At 30.3% G+C, this 26850-nt stretch carries 21 protein-coding genes; 7 read left to right on the top strand and 14 right to left on the bottom strand.

From position 1 onward, the window contains the following. Positions 1 to 93: 93 nt before the first annotated feature. The 8 genes from EC396_RS02020 to EC396_RS02055 form a co-directional block, all read right to left on the bottom strand. Entirely contained in the window at positions 94 to 2364 is a 2271-nt protein-coding gene (locus EC396_RS02020; protein ID WP_129365036.1) for a TonB-dependent receptor domain-containing protein, read from the bottom strand. Positions 2365 to 2574: 210 nt separating this feature from the next. Next, positions 2575 to 2907 (bottom strand): hypothetical protein, encoded by a 333-nt coding sequence (locus EC396_RS02025; protein WP_164975182.1) that lies wholly within the window; start codon positions 2905 to 2907, stop codon positions 2575 to 2577. Between the two features lie 115 nt (positions 2908 to 3022). Next, a complete protein-coding gene (locus EC396_RS02030) occupies positions 3023 to 3922 on the bottom strand; it encodes a 1,4-dihydroxy-2-naphthoate polyprenyltransferase (RefSeq protein ID WP_129365081.1) in 900 nt (299 codons plus the stop codon). 38 nt (positions 3923 to 3960) lie between these two features. Further along, a complete protein-coding gene (locus EC396_RS02035) occupies positions 3961 to 4575 on the bottom strand; it encodes a hypothetical protein (RefSeq protein ID WP_129365038.1) in 615 nt (204 codons plus the stop codon). A gap of 9 nt (positions 4576 to 4584) precedes the next feature. Continuing rightward, positions 4585 to 5364: a (Fe-S)-binding protein gene (locus EC396_RS02040; protein WP_129365039.1), complete on the bottom strand. Its 780-nt coding sequence runs from the start codon at positions 5362 to 5364 to the stop codon at positions 4585 to 4587. A gap of 159 nt (positions 5365 to 5523) precedes the next feature. Then, complete coding sequence (locus EC396_RS02045) at positions 5524 to 6828, bottom strand: (Fe-S)-binding protein (protein WP_129365040.1); 1305 nt, start codon at positions 6826 to 6828, stop codon at positions 5524 to 5526. A 43-nt stretch (positions 6829 to 6871) separates the two neighbouring features. Continuing rightward, the gene (locus EC396_RS02050; protein WP_240665616.1) at positions 6872 to 7849 is read right to left on the bottom strand and encodes an MlaD family protein; all 978 of its coding nucleotides are present in this window, start codon (positions 7847 to 7849) and stop codon (positions 6872 to 6874) included. 59 nt (positions 7850 to 7908) lie between these two features. After that, positions 7909 to 9069, bottom strand: a complete 1161-nt coding sequence (locus tag EC396_RS02055; RefSeq protein ID WP_129365041.1) for an N-acetylmuramoyl-L-alanine amidase — start codon at positions 9067 to 9069, stop codon at positions 7909 to 7911. A gap of 230 nt (positions 9070 to 9299) precedes the next feature. Here EC396_RS02055 and EC396_RS02060 point away from each other — a divergent pair, with 230 nt between their 5' ends. Beyond that, positions 9300 to 11894 carry a putative LPS assembly protein LptD gene (locus EC396_RS02060; protein WP_240665617.1) on the top strand — a complete coding sequence of 865 codons (2595 nt, stop codon included), beginning with the start codon at positions 9300 to 9302 and terminating at the stop codon, positions 11892 to 11894. 12 nt (positions 11895 to 11906) lie between these two features. Further along, positions 11907 to 12287: a RidA family protein gene (locus EC396_RS02065; RefSeq protein ID WP_129365042.1), complete on the top strand. Its 381-nt coding sequence runs from the start codon at positions 11907 to 11909 to the stop codon at positions 12285 to 12287. A 3-nt stretch (positions 12288 to 12290) separates the two neighbouring features. Here EC396_RS02065 and EC396_RS02070 read toward each other — a convergent pair whose 3' ends face one another. From EC396_RS02070 to EC396_RS02090, 5 genes are all read right to left on the bottom strand, one after another. Further along, positions 12291 to 12653, bottom strand: a complete 363-nt coding sequence (locus tag EC396_RS02070) for a methylglyoxal synthase (RefSeq protein WP_129365043.1) — start codon at positions 12651 to 12653, stop codon at positions 12291 to 12293. Positions 12654 to 12690: 37 nt separating this feature from the next. After that, positions 12691 to 13683: a type I glyceraldehyde-3-phosphate dehydrogenase gene (gap, locus tag EC396_RS02075; protein WP_129365044.1), complete on the bottom strand. Its 993-nt coding sequence runs from the start codon at positions 13681 to 13683 to the stop codon at positions 12691 to 12693. A 4-nt stretch (positions 13684 to 13687) separates the two neighbouring features. After that, the gene (gene pfkA, locus EC396_RS02080) at positions 13688 to 14674 is read right to left on the bottom strand and encodes a 6-phosphofructokinase (protein ID WP_129365045.1); all 987 of its coding nucleotides are present in this window, start codon (positions 14672 to 14674) and stop codon (positions 13688 to 13690) included. 187 nt (positions 14675 to 14861) lie between these two features. Next, positions 14862 to 15767, bottom strand: coding sequence for a sugar phosphate nucleotidyltransferase (locus tag EC396_RS02085; protein ID WP_129365046.1), 906 nt, complete (start codon positions 15765 to 15767; stop codon positions 14862 to 14864). Continuing rightward, on the bottom strand, positions 15760 to 20166 hold the full coding sequence (locus EC396_RS02090; protein WP_129365047.1) for a translocation/assembly module TamB: 4407 nt from the start codon (positions 20164 to 20166) through the stop codon (positions 15760 to 15762). The genes EC396_RS02085 and EC396_RS02090 overlap by 8 nt, the downstream gene beginning before the upstream one ends. A gap of 103 nt (positions 20167 to 20269) precedes the next feature. Between EC396_RS02090 and tsaD the strand changes: the two genes are divergently transcribed. Further along, a complete protein-coding gene (tsaD, locus tag EC396_RS02095; RefSeq protein ID WP_129365048.1) occupies positions 20270 to 21304 on the top strand; it encodes a tRNA (adenosine(37)-N6)-threonylcarbamoyltransferase complex transferase subunit TsaD in 1035 nt (344 codons plus the stop codon). Positions 21305 to 21356: 52 nt separating this feature from the next. Here tsaD and EC396_RS02100 read toward each other — a convergent pair whose 3' ends face one another. Continuing rightward, positions 21357 to 22706: a dihydrolipoamide acetyltransferase family protein gene (locus EC396_RS02100; RefSeq protein WP_129365049.1), complete on the bottom strand. Its 1350-nt coding sequence runs from the start codon at positions 22704 to 22706 to the stop codon at positions 21357 to 21359. A gap of 398 nt (positions 22707 to 23104) precedes the next feature. Here EC396_RS02100 and EC396_RS02105 point away from each other — a divergent pair, with 398 nt between their 5' ends. The 4 genes from EC396_RS02105 to EC396_RS02120 all read left to right on the top strand — a co-directional run bounded on the left by EC396_RS02105 (position 23105) and on the right by EC396_RS02120 (position 26835). After that, positions 23105 to 24211: a hypothetical protein gene (locus EC396_RS02105; RefSeq protein ID WP_129365050.1), complete on the top strand. Its 1107-nt coding sequence runs from the start codon at positions 23105 to 23107 to the stop codon at positions 24209 to 24211. Between the two features lie 146 nt (positions 24212 to 24357). After that, entirely contained in the window at positions 24358 to 24720 is a 363-nt protein-coding gene (locus EC396_RS02110; RefSeq protein WP_129365051.1) for a hypothetical protein, read from the top strand. A 17-nt stretch (positions 24721 to 24737) separates the two neighbouring features. Then, entirely contained in the window at positions 24738 to 25610 is an 873-nt protein-coding gene (locus EC396_RS02115; protein ID WP_240665618.1) for a DUF5777 family beta-barrel protein, read from the top strand. Between the two features lie 241 nt (positions 25611 to 25851). Next, positions 25852 to 26835: a 4Fe-4S dicluster domain-containing protein gene (locus EC396_RS02120; RefSeq protein ID WP_129365052.1), complete on the top strand. Its 984-nt coding sequence runs from the start codon at positions 25852 to 25854 to the stop codon at positions 26833 to 26835. Positions 26836 to 26850 lie beyond the last annotated feature (15 nt).

Here is a 26850-nt window from a genome sequence, read left to right on the forward strand (position 1 = left end):
CTGCTAAAATTAAAATTTCCAACATTCATTCTATTGAAAAAACAACTGTATTCAACTGAATTTCAACAAGAAAAATAAATTCATTTTAAACTTTTAAAAATTGTACTGAACAAAAACTGCAAAATTACGACCTGGTTCATAAATAGATCCAGAAAGCGAATTTGAATTGTTATAAGCAAAATTTAAATGCTCATAATATGCTGTATCTAAAATATTTAAAACCGATGCACCAATAGACAAACCATAAACAGGTTCGTAACCCACTTTAAAATCTAAGGTTGCAAAAGAAGGACTTTCAACTTCCATAAATGATTGTGACACCCTTGTTTGTGCCGCTACAATTCTAGATTTTAAAGCCAAAAAATACTTATTTTGATTGAACTCTAAACCTAAAACAGCCATAAATGGAGGTATTTGAGCTAATGGTTCGTCAAAATCATAATTTTGAGCCCAGGTATAAGCATAATCTGATGTAAATTTTAAATTTTCAGTAGCCTTTATGTTAAACGTAAATTCGAAACCTGTTTGCATTGCCTTGTCAACATTTACATATTGTTTAGCAAAAACAGGAGGCGTTGTTGGCATAAATTTTCTAGGTATATCTGGATTAACAACTGCTGCAATGTAATTTTGCATATAAGAATAGAAAACAGAAGCGCCAAGTTCAAACACACCCATATTTTTGGCAACTGAAAGTTCAATTTGGTTGTTAACTTCTGGCTTTAAAAAAGGATTACCAACATATTCATAGGCGTCAACATTTACATTGAAATGATTGATATAACGTTCTATCATTGAAGCAGTTCTTGTTCCTCTACCCAATGCTAACTGTGCTTGCAATCCGTTTTTTTGATATTTTAACGATGTGTTTGCACTGATGTTTACCTCATTTTGATCTTCTATTTCACCACCATATAAGGCTTCAAAATCAGCCGCAGGATCATCAATTCCTGATGTAATAAAATCTGCTCTAACACCAGCAGTTAAGGTTAAATTACTAGCCACTTTAAATTTTCCTTCACCAAAAACACCAATATCATTTAAATTGGCATCTTGCCAAATCTTATCTACAAAAGTTTTAGGAGTAGGAAAAACCATGCCATTCATCATTTTTACAACACGAGTTCTATCTCCTTTTCTATCAATAAAATTAGCATCAACACCTGTATAAATTCTTATATTTTGTGATGGTCTAAGTACCAATTCTGTTTTACCCCCATAAGTCCATGATTGCACTGGAGAACTGGCTTCAACCATTTTAAAATTAGGACGACCTTCATTGGTCATTAAATGATCAACATAAGCGTAAAACGCTTTTACCATGAAGCTTTCGACTTTGGTTGCAATATTTTCAATTTTATAATCAATTCCACCTAAAAGACTATTGTCGTAAGGTGAATCCATTGGCAAACCAGCATGTAAAATATCATATGCAAACGATTGTCTCCAAGTTAATTTTATACGTTGATTTTCGGTTGGATTTATCCCTACATTTACAGAATAATCAGCTGAATTGAATGAAGAAGGAACGACAGTTCCATTTCCATCTTTATAATCGCCATAATTTCTAAAAGAACTATTTACATTGATATCTACTTTTTTATCAATAAATGTGAATGAAATTCCGTTTACAAAATTATTTCCATTAGACTCGTAACCAGATTTTAGACTTCCATAAAAACCTTCATTAAAATCGGCTTTAGACTTGGTCACAATATTTACAATTCCACCAAAATTTTCACCAAACCTAACCGTAAAAGGTCCTTTAACAATCTCAATTTTTTCAACTTCTTCAGGAATCATATGCGTGGTAATTGGATCCATTCTATTAGGACAAGCATTTAAAATCTTCATTCCACCATCATATTGTACATTTAACTGTTCATATTTAAACGATCTAAAAACAGGTTCAGAAGCATATGCACCTCTTTTTGAAATTCCAAAACCTTTTATATCTTTAAATAAATCACTTACATTTCGTGGTTGAGTTATTCTATTTATCTGATCATTAATTATTTCGGAATGTGAAATATCTTCCAATGGATTTGAAGAAACTATAATTTCATTTAACTGAATTTGAGCTGCTTCTAAACCAATACTTTGCATATTAGACAACTTTAATACCAAAGTTTTATAGCTCATATGCGTAATTTCAACTTCAGCTCCTTCATTTGCTTCAATGGTAAATTCACCATTTGCGTTTGAAACTGTGTATTTATGTGATTTTAGATCTTTAATTGTTGCAAATTCAATAGGAGTGTTTAATTTATTGTCTATTAATTTACCCGATATTTTTGTAGACTGTGCATAAGTAAAACCCACAATCATAAATGCTAAAATATTTAGCAATACTATTTTTTTCATTTTAAATACTTATTAAAAGTTTAGTTAATTTTAAAAAACGAATCTTTTTTCCACATTAATTTTAAGTCAACAATTAACCTACTGAATTTTAAAAAAGCAGTTGAAATTAAAATGACTAGCGTACACATTTAGTGGATAAAAAACAAGGCTATCAACAAATAACAATCTAACATTGTGATAGTTAGATTTAGCATATTGATAGTGTAAAAACTAAACCGTAAGTTGTGGCGGTTTTAATAATGAAGTATTAAAATCTTGTAGACTGTATTTTATTTCGAAGTAATTGTGAGAAACAATTTCTTTAAATTCTTTTGTGCAATACGAAAATTGCCCTAAAGGACTCACAGGGTAATCATTCAAATTTATTTGAGGCACATTTGATTTATGCTCGTGATCTGTATGATTTGTTTTTGCTAGTTGCTTTTCCAAATAACATTTACCGTTACAAGCTAAATAAGGTTTATCTCTATTTTCACAAAGTACATTTGCTATATAATCGTAATTGGCATAATACGATAACACTGGCAAAACAGGACGCACCATAGCCAATAAATAAAGTAAGTAAAAAAATATGCCGAAAAACTGATTTTTCATAAAAACACAAACAATAAAAGATAAATATATCTTTTATTTTTTAATTAATCAATTAAAATTAAAATTAATTAGGCAAAAGTAATCCAATCCCAAATAGTATAGCAAATAAAAAGGTACTTAATGCTAATTTTTTTAATTCAGGATCTAATAATTTTGAATCTTTATTATTATAAACAACTATAAAATGCTGAATGACTGAAACATAAGCCAACACAAATATAAATTGAAAAGGAGATTTATAATGAATGATTGTATATAAAAAAGCAAATAAGAAGGAAGACAACAATAAATAATAATGGTAATATTTTCCAAATTCCACACCTATTTTAACCACCAACGTATTTTTTCCAGATTGTAAATCTGAAGCTCTATCTCGCAAATTATTTAAATTTAAAACCCCAACACTTAAAAAACCAATAGAAAATGCTGGTAAAAAAACGGTTATATCCAATTGTTTTGCGTATAAATAATAACTACCACAAACACTTAAAATTCCGAAGAAAAGAAACACAAAAACATCGCCAAAACCACTATAACCATAGGCTTTTTTACCCATTGTATATTTTATAGCTGCCACAATGCTTAAAATACCCAATATAAAAAACACAAGTAAATTTGTAAAATCTTCTTTACCAAACGAAACATATATTAATAAAATAGCAATTAATAAGGTAATAAATATTGAGATTTTTATAGCCTGTAACATTTGTTTTGGAGAAATTGCACCACTTTGAATGGCTCTTTCTGGACCTACTCTATTGCTGTTATCTGTGCCTTTTACACCATCACCATAGTCGTTTGCAAAGTTTGAAATTATTTGAAATCCAATGGTAGTTAGCAAAGCCAAAACACAAATTTTCCAATTAAAAATATTTTGAGAAGCCGCTATAAAACTGCCAACTAATATTCCTGAAACTGAAAGTGGTAATGTGCGTAAACGAGCCGCTTTGATATAATGCTTAATCATATTTAACTAGTAGTTCAAAAAAAAACACTGTTGATTTAATTATTAAAAATCATTTCAATAATTTCTTTTCTAACAATGTACTCTTGTAATTGCGGAGAAAAACACTCTAAATTTTTGTAAACAATTTTAACTTGCGGTTTTTCTTTCAAAAAATCTGCTGATTGAATTAACTTGTCGGAACCTTTAAAATTTTGAAGCCATAAAAATTTCTGTATTTTACCATCTTCATCTTTTAAAATCACCGTACTAAATTCTTCTCCTTCTGTTTTAATTAAACGCCCTGAAATTTCATAAGAATCAGAAATCGTTTTTTCTTTTTTAGTATTTGAAGCCAATGCCATTAAAGTTTCGGGACAAAATTTAGCCATATGCGTTCCTACTTTAACACCAAATTCTCTACCACTTTTACTTCCTTTCGAAAAATCAATTTCAAAACCTTCTTTTAATAATTCGTCAGTATGTTTATTGTATAAATTCATAATAAAAACACCTAATTTTTGATTTCTTTTTCCTTCTTCTGAAATTGATTTAACCTCATCACTTGCTAAATATTCGCAAGTTTGAATTGCAATTTTATCAATAATAGATTCTTGTGAAAAAAGTTGAAACGATACTAAAATTAGTAAATAAATAATGTAATTTTTTTTCATAGTTTGATTTTATAAATCATCTGTATTAGCAATCAATTCTGCAATATCTAATACTTTAATTGAATCTTCTTTGTTGGTTGCTTTCACACCATCTGTCATCATGGTATTACAAAATGGACAGCCAGTTGCAATAATTGTAGGTTGCACTTTAATGGCATCATTTGTACGCATTACATTGATATCCATTGTACCTTTTTCAGGTTCTTTAAACATTTGAGCTCCACCAGCACCGCAGCATAATCCGTTTGATTTACAGCGTTTCATTTCAACCAATTCAACCTCTAACTTTTTAATTAATTCACGTGGTGCTTCGTAAACATCATTAGCTCTTCCTAAATAACAAGGATCGTGAAATGTGATTTTCTCCCCTTTATACTTTCCGCCTTCAATAGTTAATTTACCTTCATCTATCAAAGATTTTATCAATTCAGTATGGTGTAAAACCTCGTAATTACCGCCTAATTTAGGATATTCATTTTTAAGTGTATTGAAACAATGTGGACAAGCTGTTACAATTTTTTTAATTTCATAGGCATTTAAGACTTCAATATTAGTCATTGCTTGCATTTGAAATAAAAATTCGTTCCCAGCTCTTTTTGCAGGATCACCTGTGCAGCTTTCCTCTGTACCTAAAACGGCAAAACTAACTTGGGCTTTGTTTAAAATTTTAACAAAAGCTTTGGTGATTTTTTTGGCTCTATCGTCAAAACTACCTGCGCAACCAACCCAAAACAACACTTCGGGTTGTTTACCTTGCGCCATCATTTCGGACATTGTAGGTACATTCATTATAAATTGAATTTAAATTGTTATTTGTTTTAACCTTCGTAAAAAAACTTCAATGGTTACTTTTTGCAATCAGATTAGTTAATTTATCTAAAGTCTCTTTTGCATTTATCAAATGATTATTTATGCTCAAAAATTGTACTTCAACAATATACAATTGTTTTAATCATTTTTCCAATTGAGTCTATCCATTTGATTGTATTGCCAAGGAGCTCCATTGTTTTCAATATTTGTCATCATTCCATTTAATTCGGTTGGAGCGGCAGATTGTTCCATAACCAAATATCTTCTCATATCAATAATAATAGATAGCGGATCAATACTTACTGGACATTCTTCTACACAAGCATTGCATGTTGTACACGCCCACAATTCCTGTGGAGTGATATAATCATTCAACAGCTCTTTTCCGTCTGCAATAAATTTACCATTTTTATCTATGTTTGCACCAACCTCTTCTAATCTGTCACGCGTTTTCATCATAATTGCTCTAGGAGACAATTCTTTACCTGTTTGATTTGCTGGACAAGCAGAAGTACAACGACCACATTCTGTACAAGTATATGCATTTAACAACTGCACCCAATTTAAATCGGTTACATCACTAGCTCCAAATTTTGCAGGTATTGTATTTTCTTCACCTTCTGGCGGAGCTGCAAATGGATCAACTGTAGGATCCATCATTAATTTTACTTCGTTGGTAACAGCTTCTAAATTATCTAATTGCCCTTTTGGATGAAGGTTGGCAAAATAAGTATTTGGAAACGCTAATAAAATATGTAGGTGTTTGGAATAGTATAAATAATTTAAAAAAATTAAAATACCAATAATATGTAACCACCAAGCGGCTCTTTCAATATAAAAAAGTGTAATAACATTAAAATTTTCAAAAAATGGCACTAAGAATTGACTGATAGGATTTCCTGAATTTATTTGTTGAAAAGGTACATCAGTTGCATTCATTACTAAAAATAACGACATCAATATCATTTCAAAATACAAAATGTACAAAGCATCATTTTTTGGAAAACCTTTCATTTCTTTATTCCAAAAGCGAGGTATTTTTAATACCATTCTTCTTATCCAAAAAATTGAAACAGAAACAAGTACTAAGAATGCCAATATCTCAAAAGCACCTATTAAAAATCCGTAAAAACCGCCCAATACTCTTAAAACACGGTGTGTTCCAAAAAGACCATCAATAATAATTTCAATAACTTCAATATTGATAATAATAAAACCAATATATACTACAATGTGAAGAATACCTGCAATTGGTCGTTTTACCATTTTAGACTGCCCTAAGGCAATCATCATCATATTTTTTAAACGCGCATTTTTATTGTCGGTTCTATTTATATCTTTTCCAAGCCTAATATTTCTGCTGATTTTTTTTATGTTTTTAACAAAAAACCCAACACCAAGTGTTAGTAGTATCGCAAATATTAAGTTGTCAAGATAATTCATAAGCTTTAATCAATCAAGATTTTTGGATGAAATTATTACGGTTTTATTCAGCAACAGGAAGTTCTTTTATTTGTTCTTCTTCAGGAACATAGCCCTTATCTTTTTTTCCAAATACTGAAAGATGAACAAATCGTTTAGGATGTAATTTTACTTCACGAAGCAATTCTTCTAATTCTTTTGAAGCATTTGTAAGGTTATTATACATTTCCTCATCGTTTAATAATTTACCTATAGTACCATCACCTGCTTCGATATTTGCTAAAATTGTTTGAAGACTATTGATGGTTGCATCTAAACTTTTTACAGTTTCGCCTAAATTTGCATTAACCAAAGTATCTGAAAGTTTTGCAAAATTAGCTGTCATTGCCTCAGTATTACTAAGCGTTGAATTTAATTTTTTTCCGTTCACTCTTAAAATAGTATCCAAAGAACCAGACAACCTTTCAAAATTAGCAATGGTTGCATTTAAACTGGTGATACTTTGCTTTAAACTTTCACGTCTTTTTTCGTCTAAAACACTGTTTAAACCTGTCATTAATGAGTCGGCGCTTACAATTACATTTTCAACTTTTGCCTGTAAAGGATTCAATTTATCAGCTACTGAAGAAAAAATATCTGATTCAATTTCACCATTTAAAACATCCCCAGGCTTTGCCATTTCACCTTCATAAGAAGGGATAATTGCTAAAGATTTTCCGCCCATTAAACTAGCGCTGTATACTTTAGCAATACTTTTTTTAGAAAACTCAAAATCGTTTTCAACACTAAATTCTACAATTAACTGTCCTCTTTTATCTGGATTTTTATCAAAGTCTATAGCAATTACTTTTCCAACTTCAACGCCGTTGATTGTAACTGTGCTAGCAGTATTTAAACCTTGTACATTATTATATACTGTGTAATATGTTTTTAAAGGACCTTTAAATAAGTTTAATCCTTTCATAAAATTATAACCCCAAATAAATAGTGAGATTATAGTTACGGCAACAATTCCAGTTTTTAATTCTCTTGTGACTCTCAAATTGCAAATTTTAGGTTAGCAATATTACTAATTATTTTTGGGAGTAGTAAATAAACGGCTTAGGATTTTTTCAAAACCTGTTCTATTGGCACTTTATTTCCATTTTCAAAGGCAACTATAAATGCCGATTTATACCCTTTAGATTTTGCTAATTTCTGAATTTCTTCCACTTCATTATAATTAGAAGTTTTACCAATATAATATTTGTAAGTACCGTTAACTTTAACGCGTTCAACATTCTCTAAACCTTTAAAATTGTATGGTTTGGTATCTACCTTCGTATTTCCTGCAGCAATTTGCACTTTAAATTCAATATTTTCATAGATTTCATTTGAAGAAACTTCAGCAATTTTCTCAATGGTTTTATCAGACGATTGATTTTGAGATTTTTGGGCAGTATTTGTGTTTAAACCTACTGTATTAAGTTCTAATTGTTTGTGATAATTTATAATTCCATCATAAATAGCACCAGCGTATTTTTTTTGACCAGATGAAGAGTTTAAAAGTTCTCCTTCCGAAGAATTGGTTATAAAGCCAGTTTCAATAAGTACACTTGGCATATATGTTTGATGCAATACTACAAAACCTGCTTGCTTAACACCTCTGTTTTCACGATTTATTTGTGAAGTAATTTGAGTTTGTAAAATACTTGCCAACTGAATGCTTTGATCTAAATACTCCTCTTGCATTAAAGTAAGTCCAATAACAGATTCTGGAGAATGAGGATCAAACCCTTTATAATTCATTTTATAGTTATCTTCTAATAAAATTACAGCGTTTTCAGCTTTTGCAACTTCAAAATTTTGTTTGTTTGCATGGGTACCTAACACCCAAGTTTCTGTACCATGAGCTTGTGTATTATGTGCATTACAGTGAACAGACACAAATAAATCGGCATCGGCTTTATTAGCAATACTTCCACGCTCTTTTAACTCTACAAACACATCCGTTTTCCTAGTATAAATCACCTTTATACCTGGTGTTTTCTCTAACAATTCGCCAACTTGCAATACAATTTTTAGGGCAATATCTTTTTCTTTCATGTTGGATGTTCCAACTTTCCCGGGATCTTTTCCACCATGACCAGCATCTAACACAACAATAAAATCTTTATTTTGTGCGATTAGGTGTAATTGATTGCAAAATAAGATACTTATAAACACCAAAATAAATTGATATTTTAATGTTATTTTAATTTTAGAAAAGTGTAGTGAGTTCATCAATTATTTTAATTAATTTTGGCAACTGTAAATTGGTTACACAATTATTGAGCCATACATTATTTATGCTTCAATATTGTTGTTGATTTAGTGAGCTAAATTAAAAAAAACTTACCATATCAAGCCAATTTTAAAGCTATTTTTATAAAAATATCATTATTAAAACACATACTAAAAACAGGGCCTTTTTTTTATTTCTGATACTTACTTTTTGGGGTGTCAATACTTCCTTGTATTCACAAGAAATCAATCAAAGTTCATCAAAAATAATACCTTCTATCAAAAATGATAGCCTTAAACCTATTGTAAAAGATAGTATTTTACCGGTTGTTTCAGATTCTTTAACACTAAAATCAAAAGACAGTATTGCCAAACCAAAAGAAATACTTGAAGCTATTATTGAACATACAGCTGATAGTTTGATAAAACAAGATATTAAAAACAATAAAATTATTTTATACCACAATGCACATGTGCATTATAAACAAACCGATTTAAAAGCTGGTTACATTGAGATTGATAATAACACCAATGTTGTTATAGCCAAAGGAATTAAAGACAGTATTGGTGATTATACGCAATTACCTGTTTTTACAGAAGGCCCAGATTCTACAACCCAAGACTCTATTAGGTTTAATTTTAAAACAGAAAAAGCAAAAATATGGGGTTTAGTAACAGAACAAGAAGGTATTAAAATTAAAGGTTCTGTTACCAAAAAAGAGAACGATTCTACGGTTTATGTTCGTGATATTATTTTTACCACTTCAGAAAAAGACAAGCCTGATTATTACATTAAAACTAAAAAGGCGAAAATTGTACCCGACAAAAAAATTGTGATTGGATTTAGCAATTTGGTGATTCAGGAGGTTCCAACACCTTTATTTTTACCTTTTGCATATATACCTTTAACAAAAGGAAGTACTTCTGGTTTTTTAATGCCTACCTGGGGTCAAAACAATCAACAAGGATTTTTCTTACAAAATGGTGGTTATTATTTTGCATTGAGTGATTATGTTGATCTCGCTGTTTTGGCAGACATATATACAAATGGTAGTTGGGGTGTAAGAACAGAATCTAATTATGCGCTTCGTTATAAATTTAGCGGAAACTTTAATTTTAGATTTGAAAGTTTAATTAATGGTCAACGAGGTTTTGACGATTACTCTAAAACTAACAATTACAACATTAGATGGAGCCATAGCCAGGATTCTAAATCAAGTCCAAATGCACGATTTTCTGCATCTGTAAATTTAGGAAGTAGCAAATATTACCGACAATCTTTGAATGAATTTGACAACAATTCTTATTTAAATAATACATTAAGTTCTTCGGTTAACTATTATAAAAAATTAGTAGGTACACCTTTTAACTTTTCAGCATCAATTACGCATTCTCAAAATACCAATACCGAAGTAATTAATATGTCTTTGCCATCTTTTTTATTAAATATGGATAGAATTTACCCATTTGCCTCAAAATCGGGTTCTAAAAAAAATGCATTACAAAGAACGGGATTGACTTACGCTTTAAAGTCGGATGTTAGAGTTTCAACTACCGATGAGTTTTTTTTCAAACAAAAAATGTTTGAAGATATGAAAACTGGTATGCAACAAAATGCTTCATTAAGTACCAATTTAAAATTATTGAAATATTTTACAGTATCACCAAGTTTAAATTATAAAGAAGTTTGGTATTTTGACAAACTTCAAAAAACATATGATGAAGACGAAGATAAAATTGTAGTTGATACCATAAATGGATTTAATGCTTTTAGAGAATTTTCAACTGGAGCTTCATTAGGAACCAAAGTTTATGGTATGCTTAACTTTAAAAAAGGAAAAATAAAAGCAATTAGACACGTAATGACTCCTTCAATATCTTATAATTACCGTCCAGATATGTCTAATTATTATGAAGAAGTTCAACAAAGTGCAGACCCTACAGACCTTATTGAATACTCTCCTTTTGCCAACGGAATTTATGGTTCTCCGGGAAGAGGTGTTTCTAATGGACTAAGTATGAGTCTTAACAATACCCTTGAAGCAAAGGCAAAGTCAAAAGATTCATTAGAATCTGATGATCCTTCAAAAGACAGAATTATTACCATACTTAACAACTTAAATTTTAGCACTTCTTATAATATTGCTTTAGACTCCTTAAGATGGAGCCCAATATCAATGAATGCTGGTACATTTTTGTTTGATAAAAAAATGCAGGTAAACCTTTCTGCATCTATGGATCCGTACGCATTAAACCTTGAAGGCCAAAGAATTAACGAATCAAATATTAGCCAAGGCGGAAGTTTATTAAGACTTACAAATGCTAGTTTTACAGCAAACTATTCATTTTCAAGTAAAAAAGACACTCAAAAACCTAACAAACAAGAGCAAAACAAAATAGACAATAATTCTGATGGTATTTTTGGAGAAGATTTTCCTGTGAGTAATGATTTAAGTGAACCTAACAGAGAAGATCAAACTGAAAAATTATACAGTGCAAAATTTCCTTGGACCTTAAAATTGGCCTATGCTATTAACTATTTAAATAGCAATAGGCAAAATGAAATATCATCAAACTCATTAATGTTTTCAGGAGATATTGAGTTGACACCAAAATGGAATGTTGGTATATCCTCTGGTTACGACATAAAGGGAAATGGTTTTACCTATACTCAATTACGATTTGGTAGAGATTTGGATAGCTGGAGAATGTCGTTTAACTGGGTACCTTTTGGTGAAAGACAAACCTATTACTTTTTTATTGGTATCAAATCGTCTATGCTAAGCGATTTAAAATACGATCAACGTCAGCCTAGAATTTTTTAATTCCCATATCTTATGAAAAAAATTATAAATACCAAAAATGCACCTGCGCCAATTGGACCATACAACCAAGCTGTTTTAGCAGGAAACACCCTATATACTTCAGGTCAAATTGCTATTGACCCAATAACAGGAGAATTGGTAACTAGTTCTATTGAAATAGAAACCAAACAGGTTATGGAAAATTTAAAGGCTGTTTTAACTGAAGCAGGAATGACTTTTGAAAATGTAGTAAAAACTTCAATATTTATTTCTAATATGAACGAATTTACTAAAATAAATAACGTTTACGGCACTTATTTCAATACAACAACTGCTCCAGCACGTGAAACAGTTGAAGTTGCTAATTTGCCAAAATTTGTAAATGTTGAAATCTCTATGATTGCAATAAAATAACTACTATATTGCTTTCATTAACAATGCTGCAGTTGCAGGATTGGTAGCTAAAGGCACATCGTGCACATCACACAAACGCATTAACATTGCAATATCTGGCTCGTGAGGATGCATTCCAAGCGGATCTCTAAAAAACAATACCATATCAGTTTTACCCTCAGCCACACGACCCGCAATTTGTGCATCGCCACCATAAGGACCTGATAAATATTTTTCAACTGTTAAGCCCGCTTTTTCAATATGCTTACCTGTTGTTCCTGTTGCTATTAGTTTGATATCTTTTGCCATAATAACAGCTCTAAAATCCATTAAAAACTGAACCATCTCAGTTTTTTTTCCATCGTGTGCTATAATTGCTATTTCCATAATATAAATAGTTAAAATTATCTTTGTTTTTTATTTTTTAAAGTGAAGCTGAATACGTTATTAAATCAATGATTTTATTTGCATATCCATACTCATTGTCGTACCAAGAAATTAATTTGTAAAAATTTTGATTCAAAGCCAAACCTGCATTTGCATCAAAAACAGAAGTTCTTGGTTCTGAAACAAAATCTTGAGAAACCACCTCATCTTCAGTATAGCCTAAAATTCCTTTTAATTCGTTTTCTGAAGCATTTTTCATTGCTTTTTTTATTGCTATATAAGATGTTGATGTTTTTAATCTTACCGTAAAATCAACCAAAGAAACATCGGTTATTGGAACACGAACTGCCATTGCTAAAATTTTACCTTCCATTTGTGGAATGATTTTAGTTAATGCATCTGATGCGCTTGTTGATGTAGGTATCATATTATTTAAAGAAGCTCTTCCTCTTCTCCATTTATCTGAAGGTCCATCAACAGTGTTTTGACTTGAAGTAGTTGAATGAACTGTTGTTACCAAGCCTTCAACAATTCCAAAATTTTCATGTAGTACTTTTACCAAGGGAGCTAAACAATTTGTAGTACAAGAAGCATTTGAAAATATCAAATCGCTTTTTGTTAAATTAAAATGATTAACACCCATCACAAACATAGGAGCACTATTTGAAGGCGCCGAAATGGCTACTTTTTTAGCACCACCTTGTATATGCAATTCGGCCTGATTTTTTTCAGTATAAAAACCTGTAGATTCTAAAACAAAGTCTACAGCAACCTCATTCCATTTTATATTTTGCGGGTTTTTCTCAGATGTTATTCTAATTGATTTTCCGTTTACTATTAAAAAATTGTTTTGAACTTCAACAGTTCCTTTAAATTTTCCGTGAACAGAATCGTATTTCAATAAATAAGCTAAATGTTCAGCAGGCAATAAATCGTTAATAGCAACAACTTCAATATTGTTTCTATTAATAATTGATCTAAAAGCAATACGACCTATTCTTCCAAATCCGTTAATACCAATTTTAATCATTCAATTAAATTGACATGATATCACTCACACGTAACAACTCCATATTAATTTCGTGATTTTCTTTTATGGCTTTTTCCAAATCAGTAGTTACTACTTTATTATCTACTACACCAACCATTACATTGGTTTGACCATCTAATAACAATTCAACAGCTTTTACACCTAAACGACTTGCTAAAACGCGATCAAAACAACTAGGAGAACCTCCACGTTGCATATGCCCTAAAACAGATACACGAACTTCATATTGCGGCATATTATTTTCAACATAATTTGCCAATTCAAACACATTTTTACCAATTTTATCACCTTCAGAAACCACCACAATACTAGATGATTTACCTGATCTTTTACTTCTTTTTAAAGATTCAAGCAAACGGTCTAAACCTAAGTCTTCTTCAGGAATTAAAATTTCTTCAGCTCCGGCACCAACACCTGCATTTAAAGCAATAAAACCTGCATCACGTCCCATAACCTCAACAAAAAATAACCTGTTATGTGAACTCGCAGTATCTCTAATTTTGTCAATTACATCTACAACAGTATTTAAGGCAGTATCATAACCAATGGTATAATTTGTGCCAAAAATATCGTTATCTATAGTTCCTGGAATTCCAATACAAGGAAAATTATATTCCTGATTAAAAACCATTCCTCCAGTAAAAGTTCCGTCTCCACCAATTAAAACAACTGCATCAATATTTGCATCAATTAAATTTTTATGCGCTTTTGCTCTACCTTCAACAGTTCTAAAACCTTCTGATCTGGCAGACTTTAAAATAGTTCCTCCAAGATTTATAATATTACTAACATTACGAGGTGTTAAGGCTACAAAGTCTCCATCAATCAATCCTTGGTATCCTCTGTAAATACCAACACATTCAACATTGTAATAAGAGCAAGCTCTAACAACAGCCCTAATTGCGGCGTTCATACCTGGCGCATCACCACCCGATGTTAAAACTCCTATTCTTTTTATTTTTGATTCCATAAGTTAATAACTAAAATATATTTAAATTTTAAACAAATCTTTTTTGATTCGTATTTTAAAATCTTTCTAATGCAATTTTATTCTTTTTTTTTCAATTATAAGCACCAAGAATTGATCAATTTAAATTGATTTTTAACATTGATAATTCTTGGTGCGTTTTGTTAATTTACAGTATATAATTTAAAAATTAAGCCCATAAATTTTCAGGATAAACACCTGAATCTTTTAACTTTTGAATTTCAGAAGTTACATAAGGCTTGTCTTCTTTATAAGTTACTCCAAACCATCTTGCATTTGATTTTAAAACTTCCATTGTAGCTAGTTTTTCAACAATTACATGATTGACAACTAATGGAATAAAAAATTCTTTTTTAGGCTCTTTGTAATTGTTTTCTAAAAAAGTTTCGAACATAGAACCTGAAATCTCAAAATATTTAGGTGTAAAACCAAAAAAGTTCATGGCAACTACGGTGTCTTCAGAAATTGGTTTTAATTCATCATTGTCATCTTTAAATTTCAATTCACCATCTACTTTTTCAATATGAGTACGCTCAACTATACCTGTTAAATAATCATTGTTATCTACACTGCACTCACCTCTTGAAACAAAACCATAATCAGAAATGGTATTTTTTAAAATATATCCCATCATATTGAATGATGTTGAATTTTTATCGGTATTTCTAAGTGCTTCAGCAATTCCTTCAAAAGCTTCTCTTCCATAAAAATCATCGGCATTTATTACGGCGAAATTCTCAGTAACTGCATCTTTTGCCATTAGCAAAGCGTGACCTGTACCCCAAGGTTTTTCTCGGTTATTGTCTTTAAATCTTTCAGGAATACTGTCTATCTCTTGAAAAACATAATCCACTTCAATTTTACCTTCTAATTTAGGATTGAAAAATGCTTTAAAATCTTCTTCAATACTTTTTCGAATAATGAAAACTACTTTTCCAAATCCAGCTTGAATGGCATCATAGATTGAAAAATCTAAAATTGTATCACCTTGTTTTGAAAAGGTATCTAATTGTTTTAATCCACCATAACGGCTTCCTACTCCTGCGGCTAGAATTACTAATGTTGGTTTACTCATTTTTAATGTCTTTTTTATTTTTAAAATTTATTAATTTTTGATTCAATACCGTATCAATAACTTGATTGTTGATTGAATCTTTTATGATTCTCTTTTTCAAAGATAGTTTTTCTAAAAATTCTCGCCCATTGTCAAAGTCAATTTGATAATTTAAACCTGCACCTTGCGTATAACCTTCTTCCTCATTAGAATATTGAATATCATTTTGACGGTTAAAAACAGCAAGACGAAACGTACCAGCTTCATTCATTAAAAATTCAACAGTTACTTCACCTATTACACTTGATTTTGTTTCGGCACCTACAGGAACTCCAACTTTTCCGTTAATAAGAATCCTATCATTTACTTGATAATCCATATCAAATGCCAATTGGTCACTTACATCTAAATTATCTACTTTATTATTTTCTCCAACGGTATAAACTGGTTTTAACTTAAACTTACCGTCTTGGGTATTAAAAATATTGTCAAAAGCATTGGTTAACATATCTGCACCTGTACTATAAATTGCGGCATTTCCATTTAAATTTGCTTCAGCTTCATTATAAAAAGTTCCAGCTACTAAAAGTGAAATAAACTGAGTATTTATATTGTTACTTAATTTAAATGCAAGCTCAGATGCCACGGTTGAACTTGAATTAGGTATTTCAATATCAAATTCTATATCTGAATTGAACAACCCACCCGAAAAACGGGTAATTAAATCTACAGGTAATTTTCTACTTGACGAAATATTTTCTAATAATATTTTAGGATTTGCAGATACTCTATAAATTGCTTCAATATCTATTTCGGCAGTAAGTGGGTCTCCGCTCCATGAAATAGTTCCCCCTCTTTTAACAATAAAGGGCTTGTTAATTATACCCCCATATTTAAAATCATAAACCCCATTATTTACTGTAAAATCTCCGTACATATTAAATTTATCTCTAGTATCTAATTCTATAAGTAAATTACCAGTTCCAGAACCTCTTAAATTACTTCCAGATGTTTTGTCTATAACCATTTCAAACAGTGCATCTTTTGTAACCTCTAAATTAAAATTAATTGACAAACCTTTTAATTTTTCTGAAATAAAACTTTTTCTTTCTATTTCATTTTCAAAAGTTTTTTCAAAATTTACAAATCGAATTAATTCTGATGATTCGGCAGTTTTAACATCATTAATAGGTAAAACAAATTTAGTGTTCTTTTTAGTTTTCCCTGTAATATCAATTACTAATTTATCAGTTGGTCCTTTTATTTTTGCTTCACCTTCAAAAAAAGCAGTACCATAATACAATGAATTTTCTTCTTCCTTAGTATCTAAAACCAATAAATTTTTTGTTTTAATATCTAAATTTAAAAACCAATTTTGAAAAAAGTTATGGCTTAGTGTACCCTTTAAACTTGCGTTTGAATTGTGTTTTGTATCTCTAATAGTTACATCTTCAAATGTAAAAACCTGATCTTTTAAACTAATAACACTTGTACCTTTAAAATCAAAATCGACATTTAAATACGGAAAATACATACCTGCTTCATCTAAAAACAGATCACCCTCCATATTGGGATTGTTTAAAGGACCTTTAATATTAACATTTCCATATGCTAAGCCTCTAATTTTGTTAAACACATCTTCACCCAAAGGACTAAAAGCATCTAATTTAAAGGCTTCAAAATTTAATTCTACATCTATATTTTGTTGTTCCTCGGTTAAATCCAGATCTCCAACAGCTGAAAAACTTGTATTGTTATCTAATTTTAACGAAATATCTAAAGCCAACTGTTTTACAGAATTTTTACCTTCAATATCAATATTTAAATCTCCTTGTCGAGAATCGTTAATTTTAAAATTTGCAACTAAAAGTTTGGCTTTAGGCTCAATTTGATTTCCAAAATGAGCGTAATCTATTGACCCATTTACCAAGCCTTCTAAATTTAAGCTATCAATATTTGGCGTAATGCTTCCTAAATTTACATTTTTAAAATTAAGATGAATATCTTTTGAAATTGTATCGTTAATAACCCCTTTAAATTCAATTCTTTGATCGTTTGAAACAATTAAAAATGGCTCAAAAACAAATGTTTTAGTTTTATTATTATAAACAAATTTGTTTTTTAAATTATTTTCAGGATTTATAATCCATTTGTTGTTTTTAAAGGTGAAATTTGATTTATTAATTCCTAATACAGATTGATTTTGCTTGTTAAACGTGTGATAAAACGACAAGCTATATTGCTCTGTATTATTTTTTCCACCCTTAAACTCGGCTGCTAAATGTAGGGTATCATTCAATGTTTTATTTACCAAATGTAAATCGGAAATATCATAAACATTTGACCTTATTTTTTGAACAATTAACTGCGTATTAAAAATTGGGTTTTTATTGTCTATTTGTAAATTTAAAGAATCTATTACATTTGAATAGGCAATAATTTGCGGTGATTTAACACTTAATTTGAATAAATTTTTATCAGAATTTACATTACCCGAAATAATGGTATTTGCACTTAAGTTAATTTCAGGAAAAAACAACTCTACAATTTTATTATAAATCTCTAGTCTAAACGTTAAATACTGATTTGGTGAAACTTTGTGAGGTTTGTAATTAGAGTAATTACTACCTATAGAATTTTGTATTAGTTTACTTATTTGATAAAATTTAAACTGCCCTTTAAATTTACCTTCAACAATTTCAGGCGAATTGATTGTAATTAAACGGGTGCTATCTTCAAAAGATGAAGTGATGGAAAAATCTTTAAAAAAGTAATCTCCATCTTGATTGGTGTATAATGAATTTTTAAAATTTATGGCTCCATCTAAGTTATCGACAGAATTACCTTTGAAATTTATTTCAATATCACCTTTTAAATTAGAAATTGTATCTCTTTTAAAAATATTCAACTTATTTAAATCACAATGATCTACAATTGCTTTAAAATCATATTTATAAACTTTTAACGACAAATTAGCCAATCCATTAAAGTGCAATTTAATATTATCGTCATTTACTTCAATTTCACCCTTATAAATTTTATTTTTAACAACACCATTTAATGTTATATTTTTATAAGGATAGTTATTGTAAACCAATTCAGGTATATTACCCTTAACAATTGAGTTCATTTTTTGTAAATCAAAACCTTTTCCATTTACAAAAACATTCATTGATATTTTTTCAAACAATGGATCATCTATCAATTTACCAAACTCAAAATTGTCAATTTCAACATTTCCTTTATAAGAAACCGCATTTGTATTTTGGTAATTAACTAATTTTAAATCGGTTTTTGTAGAACCAATAGCCGTATTAACAGCGACTTGTGCATTCAATAAATTTTCAGTTAAATAGGTTTTTCCAACCAACCTAATTGTTCCAAATTTTTCGAATGAAGTTGGAATTGAGTTTTTAACAATATTTGGCAACAATTCAGATAGTTGGTTGTAATTGAAAATTAAACTGGAAAAATTGGCATCTAAAACAAAACCATTTTCAGTTTGAAATGAATTTATTAAATTTAAATCTCCGTCTACAACAATTCCTTTATCACTAGCTAATTTAAAATCGGTAAAAATCAAATTGTTAAGTTGACCACTTAATTTTGTTGTGATATGAGTATAGTCACTTTCTCCAAATTCATTATAAAATTTTTGCAAATCTATAAGCGATAAATCACCTTGTTTTAAATCAGCTTTAATATTAACTTTATTGTTAAAATCCGAAAAATCTTCTCTATCAAAACTAAATGCTACATCGGCTAATAATTTCGAAGTTTCAGTTTCTAAACTTGTATTTAAAAACTTCATATAAGAAAGTGTATATTCAAATTCTGTTGAAAAAGATTTGGCTTCAATACCGTGATTTTCTATAAAACCAAAATCGTAAATAGAGACATTTACATTAGGACCAATAATTTTAAAATCAGCGCCTTTTCCTTTTATATTTTTAAAAAAAACTGGAGTATCGTTTGCTATATTTTCATCTATTATTGCAACATTTCCTCTGTTTAAATAAATTTTATCTGAAGTTAATCTAAAACTTGAAGGTTGGTCACTTACAGTACCATCATCAAATTTATCAATAAAAACACTTAAAGCATTGTCTTCTTCGTCTTTGTAGGTTTTAATGTTTAGCGTAAAATTGTCTAAAAAAATCTCCCCAAATTCTAATTTATTATCTAAAATATTTTTAAAACTATAAATTGAACTTTTTAAGTTACTGGCATAAATTAAAGTATCTGCATGGTGATCTTTTATATAAACACCCTTAAAATTTACCTTTCCTAAAATTGAAAGATCTACCCGTTTTATAGAAATATCAACATCAAACTCTTTTTGTAAATAATCTGTAGCCGATCTACCCAGCCTAGTTTGAACCACAGGTAATGAGAGCAATAAACTAATTACTGCTAACAAAACAAGTACTACTTGTAATATCTTGAGCCCTATTTTTTTTATTCGTACGATATACGTTAAATTTGCATTTTAATGGCAAAATTAATGCCTTATTTTTTATTAAATGAATAAAACTAAATCTATTTATATACTTGGTATTGAATCTTCTTGCGACGACACAAGTGCTGCGGTAATTTGCAACGGAAAAATACTTTCAAATGTTGTTGCCAATCAAGAAATTCACACCAAATACGGAGGTGTTGTTCCTGAATTAGCCTCACGTGCACATCAACAAAATATTGTTCCGGTAATTCAACAAGCAATTCAACAAGCAAATATCGACAAAAAAGATTTACATGCCATAGCTTTTACACGCGGACCTGGATTAATGGGGTCACTTTTAGTTGGAACCTCGTTTGCCAAGTCGCTTTCATTGGCTTTAGACATTCCGTTAATTGCGGTAAATCATATGCAAGGACATGTTTTAGCGCATTTTATTGATGATGAAGATCAGCAAAAACCTCCTTTTCCTTTTTTGTGTTTAACCATTAGTGGTGGACATACACAATTTGTGAAAATTACAAATTATTTTGACATGGAAGTTTTAGGAGAAACTTTGGATGATGCTGTTGGTGAAGCTTACGACAAATCTGCCAAAATATTAGGATTACCTTACCCTGGAGGTCCATTGGTTGATAAATACGCCCGATTGGGAAATCCAAAAGCTTTTAAATTTACCAAACCTAAAATGGATGGATTGAATTTTAGTTTTAGTGGTTTAAAAACAGGTATTTTATATTTTATTCAGAAAAATGTAAAAGAAAATCCAAATTTTATTGAAGAAAACCTGAATGATATTTGTGCTTCCATTCAACATACAATTGTTGAAATTTTATTCGACAAACTAAAAAAAGCCGTTAAAGAAACAGGTATTAAACATGTTGCTATTGCTGGAGGTGTTAGTGCCAATTCTGAAATAAGAAAGGTTTTAAAAGCTACAGAATCAAAATATGGTTGGACAACCTACATCCCTAAATTTCAATATACAACAGACAACGCGGGAATGATTGCTATTGTTGGTTATTTAAAATATTTAGAAAATAATTTTTCAGAAGAAAAAACAACTGCAACAGCACGTTTGAAGGTGAGTGAAAAATAATGATCAATTACGAATTACGAATAAGCAATTCAAAATTCGTAATTGATAAAATTTAAAATTTAGCATTCACATCCCAAGCTTCTAAACTATCTTTAAGAACCTTAATAAACATACCACCTAAAGCTCCATTTACAACTCTGTGATCGTAAGAATGTGATAAAAACATTTTATGTCTAATTCCAATAAAATCACCTTCTGGAGTTTCAATAACAGCAGGTACTTTACGAATTGCACCCAAGGCTAAAATTGCAACCTGCGGCTGATTGATAATTGGGGTTCCAAAAACACTGCCAAAACTACCAACATTGGTAACTGTGTAAGTTCCACCTTTAATATCTTCTGGGTTTAACTTTCCAGCACGTGCTTTATTTGCCAAATCGTTTACAGCTTTTGTCATACCTACTAAATTTAACTGATCGGCATTTTTAATAACAGGTACAATTAAATTTCCATCTTCCAAAGCAGCTGCCATTCCTAAATTAATGGCTTTTCTTTTGATAATTTTATCTCCGTCTACAGAAATATTAATCATTGGAAACTGTTTTAAAGCATTTGCAATGGCTTGCATAAATATGGGTGTATAGGTAATATTTTCACATTCACGCTTTAAAAATTCTTCTTTTACTTTAGCTCTCCAAATTACAATATTTGTAACATCAACTTCAATAAAAGATTGCACATGTGCAGATGTTTGAATTGATGCTGTCATATGCTGTGCTATTAATTTACCCATACGACTCATTTCAATTATTTCATCATCACCATTAACAGAAACTGGTATCGAATGTTTAACCGTTTCTTTTGGAGCTAATTTCTCTTCAACCTTCTCTACAATTTTTTCAGCTATTTGAGGTGTTGCTTGTTTGACTTCAACTTTAGAAGTTTTTTTAGCATCTCTTCCATTTTCAATATAAGCTAAAATATCATCTTTAGTTACTCTATCATCTTTTCCAGTACCAACAATGCACTCCAACTCATCCATCGAAATTCCTTCTGTAACAGCAATATTTCTAACCAAAGGTGAAAAGAATTTTCCAGATTCAGAAAATTTAACAACTTCCTTATTTTCAATTACTTTTTCAATTTCTTTAGCAATGGCTTCAACTACCGGAGGTATTTCTTCATTTATAATTTCAGTTTTTGAAGTTGAAATTTCTTTATCAGAAGTTTCAATAACAGCAATGGTTTCACCTACTTTAACAACATCATCAACCTCATACAACAATTCAACCAAAGTACCTTCCACTTCACTTGGTACTTCAGAATCTACTTTATCTGTCGCAATTTCAACAATAGCTTCATCTAACTCAACATTATCACCTACATTTTTTAACCAAGAAGTTATGGTTGCCTCCGCAACACTTTCACCCATTTTTGGAAGTTTAATTTCAAATCTAGCCATTACATGTTTTTTTTGAATTGCGAATTTACAAAAAATAACATCTTATACATATATATTGAACAAATACAAACAAAAATAAAAATACCCAATAATAAATATTTGACAATTATACTTATATATTTTACGAATTATTCAATAATTAAAACAACAACAATTGTCTTTTTATTGAATTAACTATTTTATGAATTAAAAATATATTTAATTAAAACGTTTTCGTAACAAATATTACAGTTTCTGCCAAAATTCTGTTATAAATTACTTTTAACCATTCTAAACAAGAGTCAATTCGTTTATTTTCAAGTGTTTATGATTTTTTAAAATATGATATTTATCATATTTAAAGACAAACAAACTCGCTAAATTTAAGTAAGATTTAAAACAACCAAATATCTAATATTATGAAAAATTTAAAATTAATAGGATTCTTGATGATTATTATGTCAAGTTTTATGTTCATTCAATGTACAAGTGACCCTATAGCTGGTGTAGATGGCAAAGACGGTATAGACGGAGTTGACGGTATAAATGGTGCCGATGGAATTGGAGTTCAAGAATGTGTTGCTTGTCATTCTGACGCTACAAGAAATCCAATTCATGACGCTTACGCTATGTCAAGACATGGTAATGGATCTTCTTGGGCAAGAGGAACAAGTGCTAGTTGTGCGCAATGCCATAATAATGAAGGTTATATTGATTATCTTTCTGGAAACTTTAAAGATGGTGATGGAAATCAATCTGCAAACCCAGTTGGTTATGCAGTTTCGAACGCAATTACTTGTAAAGGTTGCCATACAGACCACAGATCTTTCGATTTTGCAAATGATGGCCAAGATTACGCTATTAGAAGTAACGACCCTGTAAAATTAGTAATTGACCCAAGTGTAGTTATTGATTTTACCAATAATTCAGATAAATTAGGCTTAAGTAACTCATGTACAACTTGTCACCAACCAAGAAATAGCTACCCTGTACCAGCAGGAACAGATCCTGTAGTAATAACTAGTTACCGTTACGGACCTCACCACAGTCCGCAAGCTACGCTACTTGAAGGTATTATGGGAGCAAACATTGCTGGATCAACTGGTTACCCTGGCGCTGGTGGAAGTGGAGATAATACACATAGAAAAGGATCTTCATGTACAGCTTGTCATATGGGAGAATCTGCAGACGCTAGTGAAGGTGGACATACTTGGAAAGCTTCTGAAGAAACTTGTTTAACCTGCCATAAAAATGGTGTTCCAAGTGGTGTTACAGACTTTGATGCAAACCTTCAATCTTTACATGATTTATTATTTGCTAAAAAATTAATTGACGCAGAAGGTTATGTATTAGGTGATGACGGTATAAATAGAGCAAGTACAACAAACCCATTAAATGCTTCTGCAAAAGACGCTCAAGCTATTTGGAACTACAAAACTATTGAGGAAGATAAGAGTAAAGGTGTACATAACCCAAAATATGTCAAAGCACTTCTTAAAAATTCAATTGAATATTTACAACAATAATTATTAGATATTTAAAAGATTGGGAGGTTTTACTCCTCCTAATCTTTTTTATAAAAATATTTAGTAATCTTTTCTATTAAAGGTGCAATAAAACAAATTCACTTTTAAATAAAATCAAAGATTATTTAATTTCAAAACATACAAAAATGAAAAAAATATTTAAAATTCTAATAATCGTATTTGGAGGATTGTTAATGCACTCATGTTATTATGATGATTTAGTGGAAAGACCTCTTCCAGAAATACCAGATGATCAGGAAATTTTATATGCTACAGATATACAAGTTGGCATCTGGGACAAAAAATGCACAGGTTGTCATAACGCCAGTAACTCGCTTGATTTAAGAGAAGGTGTTTCCTACAATAACCTTGTTCCTGAATATGTGATTGCTAATAATGCTGATACGAGTCCATTATTTCTACAATTACTAACTGGTCATGGCAATACTGATGGTAATGAAAAAGCATTTATAAAAGGCTGGATAAACCAAGGCGCGAAGAATAATTAATTTTTAAGATATCAAATATGAAAAATTATATAAAATCACTTTTTATTTTATTGATGATTCCTTTTTTGGCAAATGCTCAAAAAAACGATTCAACTAAAGTAAAAGAAAAACTCGCTAGACCAACCTTTGAAAGTTCTGCTGTAATAGACAATCCAAGCAATACGTTATTTAATAGAAACACGCTTGAAGTTGATTTACAACATAGGTTTGGTCTTGTAAATGGAAAAAACGATTTAGTTGGTTTTTGGGGAGCCTCAAACATTAGAATTGCAGTTTCATATGCAATTTTAGACAGGGTAACTGTTGGGTTTGGTACAACTAAAGATCAAAGATATCAAGACTTTAACTTAAAAGGCGCTATTTTACAACAAACACGTTCAAATAGTATGCCTTTAAGTATTACTTATTATGGAAATGCAACCATTAGCGCACTTCCTGAAGGTAGCTTTAACAATGTTCAAGACAGGTATTCTTTTTTTAATCAAATTATTTTCGCAAAAAGATTTTGCAATCAATTTTCTTTTCAAGTTGCACCAAGTATATCGCACTTCAATGCGGTTGCTAGCAATATGAAAAACGATGTATTTGCAATAGCTTTTGGTGCTAAATTTAAAGTTTCTGATGGTACAAATATTTTAATTGATTACAGCCAACCTTTAACCAAATTTGATGACCCAACCGAATCTGATAAATTGCTTGGTGGTATCAAATCTCCTAAAGCAGGATTAAGTTTAGGAGTTGAATTTAATACATCAGCTCACGCATTTCAACTATTTGCAACAAACTATTGGGGCATAGTTCCACAACAAAACTATATGTATAACCAAAATAATTTCTTTAAGGGAGACATTTTAATAGGTTTCAACATTACAAGACTTTATAACTTTTAGATAACGTTTAAATCTTTTTTTTGGAAAACAAAATATCAATCTCAACTGATATTTTGTTTTCTTTTGCTGAACTTCAGAATGACAAACCAACGATTTTAAAATACTGAATAACAGAAACATACATACTTAAAATTCAGAAGAATTATTAATATCTCTGACAAAAATCATACTGAAAATTATTTTATGTAACTAAATTTACATAAGTCATTAACACTAATTATTCATATAGATTTCAAATATTATGAAAGATAAAAAAATAGAAAAAGGAAGTACAAATAGACGAAATTTCCTAAAATTAGGATTAATGTCTGGTGTATCTGCAGTTGCTGGCGCTTCACTAATTTCTAATTTAGCCATTGATGAAGAAAATACATCGTCGGGTGAAAAAATAAGATTATTAACCCCTGATGGTAAAATGGTAGAAGTTGATGCAGCCAGTATAAATAAATATCCTGAAGCACTTGTTACACCAGCTGAATCTAGGGTTGGAATTCCAAATAGAAAATTTGTAATGGTTATAGATTTAGCCAAGTGCAAAAATGCACGTAAATGTGTAGAAGGTTGTCAAAAAGCACACAATTTGGATCATAATGAAGAATTTTTAAAAGTGCAATTAATGCAAGACAATCAAGAAGCTTCACCTTATTGGTTACCAAAACCATGTTTTCATTGTGATGAGCCACCTTGCGTTACTGTTTGTCCTACTGGCGCTACCTTTAAACGTGATGACAATATTGTATTGGTTGATAATGAGCGTTGTATTGGATGTAAATTTTGTATAACCAGTTGCCCTTACTCTGCTCGTATTTTTAACTGGGGACATAAAGATAAATTTACAAATACAACAGAACCATATTCTCCAGAAACTAGTGTTCCTGCTGCTGAAGGTACAGTTATGAAATGTGATTTTTGCCCTGATATGCTACGACAAGGAAAGTTACCTCATTGTGCATCATCTTGTCCTATGGGAGTTATTTATTTTGGAGATAAAAACGAAGACATTGTTACCAATGGTGAAGAAACTGTACGCTTTTCAGAGTTAATCAAAGACCGTGCTGGTTATCGTCATTTAGAGCATTTAGGTACCAAACCAAATGTTTACTATTTACCTGCTGTAAACAGACAATTCCCACTTGAACGTGGTTTTAATGTTGACGAAGACATTATTGAACGCTACAAAGATGTTCCTTTTGTACAAGAATTAAAAAAAGACGGAAAAATTTAACCTAATCATCTTAAT

This window comes from Lutibacter sp. HS1-25 (assembly GCF_004121075.1).
Classification (GTDB): Bacteria; Bacteroidota; Bacteroidia; order Flavobacteriales; family Flavobacteriaceae; genus Lutibacter.

Coding starts and splice junctions, on each gene's coding strand:
- EC396_RS02020 (WP_129365036.1), bottom strand. CDS start 2,364: ATGAAAAAAATAGTATTGCTAAATATTTTAGCATTTATGATTGTGGGT.
- EC396_RS02025 (WP_164975182.1), bottom strand. CDS start 2,907: ATGGTGCGTCCTGTTTTGCCAGTGTTATCGTATTATGCCAATTACGAT.
- EC396_RS02035 (WP_129365038.1), bottom strand. CDS start 4,575: ATGAAAAAAAATTACATTATTTATTTACTAATTTTAGTATCGTTTCAA.
- EC396_RS02040 (WP_129365039.1), bottom strand. CDS start 5,364: ATGAATGTACCTACAATGTCCGAAATGATGGCGCAAGGTAAACAACCC.
- EC396_RS02045 (WP_129365040.1), bottom strand. CDS start 6,828: ATGAATTATCTTGACAACTTAATATTTGCGATACTACTAACACTTGGT.
- EC396_RS02055 (WP_129365041.1), bottom strand. CDS start 9,069: ATGAACTCACTACACTTTTCTAAAATTAAAATAACATTAAAATATCAA.
- EC396_RS02065 (WP_129365042.1), top strand. CDS start 11,907: ATGAAAAAAATTATAAATACCAAAAATGCACCTGCGCCAATTGGACCA.
- EC396_RS02070 (WP_129365043.1), bottom strand. CDS start 12,653: ATGGAAATAGCAATTATAGCACACGATGGAAAAAAAACTGAGATGGTT.
- gap (WP_129365044.1), bottom strand. CDS start 13,683: ATGATTAAAATTGGTATTAACGGATTTGGAAGAATAGGTCGTATTGCT.
- pfkA (WP_129365045.1), bottom strand. CDS start 14,674: ATGGAATCAAAAATAAAAAGAATAGGAGTTTTAACATCGGGTGGTGAT.
- EC396_RS02085 (WP_129365046.1), bottom strand. CDS start 15,767: ATGAGTAAACCAACATTAGTAATTCTAGCCGCAGGAGTAGGAAGCCGT.
- tsaD (WP_129365048.1), top strand. CDS start 20,270: ATGAATAAAACTAAATCTATTTATATACTTGGTATTGAATCTTCTTGC.
- EC396_RS02100 (WP_129365049.1), bottom strand. CDS start 22,706: ATGGCTAGATTTGAAATTAAACTTCCAAAAATGGGTGAAAGTGTTGCG.
- EC396_RS02105 (WP_129365050.1), top strand. CDS start 23,105: ATGAAAAATTTAAAATTAATAGGATTCTTGATGATTATTATGTCAAGT.
- EC396_RS02110 (WP_129365051.1), top strand. CDS start 24,358: ATGAAAAAAATATTTAAAATTCTAATAATCGTATTTGGAGGATTGTTA.
- EC396_RS02115 (WP_240665618.1), top strand. CDS start 24,738: ATGAAAAATTATATAAAATCACTTTTTATTTTATTGATGATTCCTTTT.
- EC396_RS02120 (WP_129365052.1), top strand. CDS start 25,852: ATGAAAGATAAAAAAATAGAAAAAGGAAGTACAAATAGACGAAATTTC.